1 protein-coding gene and 1 pseudogene are annotated in these 3,409 nt (G+C 66.9%); both read left to right on the plus strand.

Annotated elements, in window-relative coordinates:
- Nucleotides 1–94: 94 nt before the first annotated feature.
- Nucleotides 95–244: pseudogene (locus tag NFU81_RS40685) on the plus strand (tyrosine-type recombinase/integrase); the annotation flags it as partial.
- 1,612 nt (nucleotides 245–1,856) lie between these two features.
- On the plus strand, nucleotides 1,857–3,152 hold the full coding sequence (locus tag NFU81_RS40690; protein WP_251502347.1) for a tyrosine-type recombinase/integrase: 1,296 nt from the start codon (nucleotides 1,857–1,859) through the stop codon (nucleotides 3,150–3,152).
- Nucleotides 3,153–3,409: the final 257 nt, after the last annotated feature.

A 3,409-nucleotide genomic window follows, 5' to 3' on the forward strand; every position in this document is an offset into this window, starting at 1 on the left:
ACCTCAGCCCCAACGAATACGAACACCGACACCACACCGCTAAACTCACACTCGCCGCGTGATCAATAACCGCGTGCCCACCTTCATGGGGGAAGGCCCGCCCGCCCCGGAGGTTGCTGCCCGCGCTGGCCATTCGGTGGACGTGCTGCTGAAGATCTACGCCAAGTGCATCGACGGCCAGGAAGCCGAGATTAATCAGAGGATCATGCAGGGCCTTGGCGAGGCGGAAACTAGCACTTGGTGAGGCAGCATGTCGATGAGGGCACCTGGGCGACCGGGTGCCCTCTCGTTTCTCCAGCACGTCTCCACTCGGGGATCATTCGAAGTGCAGTATGGCGAACATCGAGTAGACCACCCCGCCGTGGTGAGAGCACGCTCCCTGCTTCCCTATAGATGTGGATGGCCAATTGTCCGCGCAGTGTGGTGGAGATGGCATCTGTACCGACGTTATGGTTTCGGGCGTCGCTAATACGTTGTGCGCCATCGCGACGACGTCGGAGCCGAAACACCCAGCATGTTTGAGAACAACGCCTGCTACCGTCCCAAAGAGCTGACGTCGCTCACTGTAGGCCGCCATGATCTGGCCTTCGTCGGTAGCCTCGGGAACGTAGCTGTCGTTGGGAAGCCGCGCCAAGATCGGGTCTCCGACAAGGGGGACCCGCACAAGATCGGCCCGATGCCGCGCGGCTTGATACGAGTGCTGGGGCGCTTCGCACGCCGCGTCGGCCTGCGAACCCCTCCAGCGTGACCACCCCTGCAAGGCGATGACCGCAAGTACGACAACCAAGGCGGCTGCCATCCCCCAGCGTGTCCGCTTGGCGAGTTGATCTTGGTGTTGCCGCATGGCAGCCCACTGTTTCTGCTTCTGCTCGATGACCCTGCTGCGGTCTGCTGCGGTCGTGTGGTGTCGGCAGGCGCCATACTCCGTCGACTGCAATTTGCACGGTGCGCCTTTGGCTGTCGGCCGTCCACAGCGTCTGCCGGAAGTTGCTTGCTTCTGCGGGCGATAGGGACGCCGACGGAGTGGGCGCCCGGGTCTTCGTGGCATGAATGGTTTATACCGGGCTGTCAGTTGCTGCGTAGGGCGAACGCAGATGACGCTTACGGCCTCAGGCCGTGCTGTGGGGTGCCCCGGCCGCTTGGGTAGCCGGACCTCAGATAACCCTGGAGATGCGCTCAAGATCATTACGTCGTCATTACGTGATCACTGGCAAACGGCTGCCGCAAGCCGCATCTGCCTGCGCACAGACAAAAACCCCGCACCCAGCAACATGGCTGGTGGCGGGGTCTGTCGGCACCTTCTGCAAGGTGCCCCCGGCAGGATTCGAACCTGCGCACACGGCTCCGGAGGACGCGGTCTTTGGAAAAGTCGTCGCAGGTCAGCGCTTTATCTGACGGCTTGTCAACCGTCGCGGCCCACAAATAGCCCACACCGCGCCAATGTCCCTGTTTGCACGCTTTGGTCCCTGTCCTTCGGCTCGGGCCGCCTGTCGTTGCCGTTGTCGCGCTTGGTTCTGCTCGATGGCCAGCTCCGGCCAGTCCTTGCCAGACAAGCATCTCCGCTCGCTCCGTGGTGGCGTTCGGATGCCGCATCACCCGTTCGGGTGGCGGAAGGGAGCAAAGGAGCGAGAAGGGCGCGGGAAGGGGCGTAGGTGAGTGGTGTGCCGTCCGGGCCGAGGAGTCGGTGGGCTGAGCGTCCTCCTGCCGATGCACGTGATGCATGGGCGGAGTGTGGTCGGTTGTGATTCTCGGGATGGGGAGGGGCTGGTCGCGTGGTGCAGGGCGGGCTGGTGGAGTCGGGTGGGGTCGTCGGGGTGGGCCGGTGTCGGGGGCGGGTGGTTCGGCACGCCGGCCCGGTGGGGCGGGGTCCGGGGCTGGTGGAGGTGGCGGGGGAGTTCGGGGCGGAGCTGGCGCGTGCGTTGCGGGCGAGTCTGCTGCCGGCCGGGCAGGGCGCGTATGGGCCGCGTGGCCCGTCGGAGCTGTCCTGGTACGCGTTCGCGACCGGGTATGCCCGGGATCATTGGGTGGGGCGTGCGGCGACGACGCGGAACGGGACGAGCGAGGCGCTGACGCTGGTGACGCGGGCGATGCTGTGGGAGATGCCCGGCCGGCCCGCGGAGGCGGTGTTGCACCGGGTGCTGCGGTCGTGGGCGTTCGTGGTGCCGGGGCCGGAAGCGCGGGAGATACCCCCGCAGGACCGGCTGGTGCTGGCGTGGGTGGCCAAGGCGTCCCGGCCGCTGATCGACCTGCACGACCCGGCCGTGGCCCGGGCGGTGCTGGAGGCGCTGTCGGTGAAGCGTGACGGGAAGCCGGCGGCTCCGTACACGTCCGGGCGCAAACGCCGGATCCTGGTCAACGCCCTCTTCTACGCGATGGAGCAGGGGGAGCTGGGCAGCAATCCGCTGGACCGGGTCCGGTGGCGGGTGCCGAAGCAGGCCCGGGCGGTCGACCCGCGGGTGGTGGTCAACCCCCTCCAGGCCCAGAACCTGCTGGGCGCACTGTCCTACGTCGGTGGCTTCAAACGCGCCCGGGGACGGCGTCTGGTGGGCCTGTTCGCCGGCATGTACTACGCCGGGCTGCGTCCGGAGGAAGCCGTCGCCGTGACCCTCCCGGACTGCACCCTGCCCACCAGCGGGTGGGGCCGACTGGTCCTGCACCGCGCCCGCCCCCAGGCGGGCAAGAAGTGGACCGACAGCGGTGAGATGCACGACGACCGCGGCCTGAAGTCCCGGCCGCCCGGCGATGTCCGCATCGTCCCCCTCCCCCCATCCCTGGTGAGCATCTGGCGCGACAGCGTCCAGACCTTCGGCACCGCACCCGACGGGCGGCTGTTCTTCACCGAACGCGGCACCCTCCTCGGCTACACCACCTGCCACAGAGCCTGGAACGAAGCCCGCGAACTCGCCCTGCCACCCGAACTCGCCGCGACCCCGCTCGGCAAACGCCCCTACGACTTGCGCCACTCCGCCCTGTCCACGTGGCTCGCAGCCGGCGCCGACCCCGCCGAAGTCGCCCAACGCGCCGGCAACAGCGTCGAAGTCCTCCTCACCCGCTACGCCAAATGCCTCTACGATCGCCAGTCCCTCACCAACCAACGCATCGAGCACCTCCTCGACGCCTATGACTCCCCTTCGACCTCCTGCGATGGGTGAGTGTCGGGCCGTTCTCGTCTGGTTGCACACCGTGTTCTGGTGACGGCGGGACTTCCACCGACAGCCGCAGACCGAGGTGCAAGGGGTCCGTACCTGCAACAGAGGGTGCCTTCGCGATCCGTGTATGCCGTAGTCAGCAACAGGCAGCCTCGTGTGTCAGTGGCTGTTGTCGTTCCGAACTTGAGGGCAGCGTTTTCGCTGGTCGGGCATAGGGTCGGTGATTCGGTGGGAGTTGTGGCCTGTCGGGTTGTCGCTCG

Origin of the sequence: Actinacidiphila cocklensis, from assembly GCF_907177275.1 — a bacterium.
GTDB classification, from domain to species: domain Bacteria; phylum Actinomycetota; class Actinomycetes; order Streptomycetales; family Streptomycetaceae; genus Actinacidiphila; species Actinacidiphila cocklensis.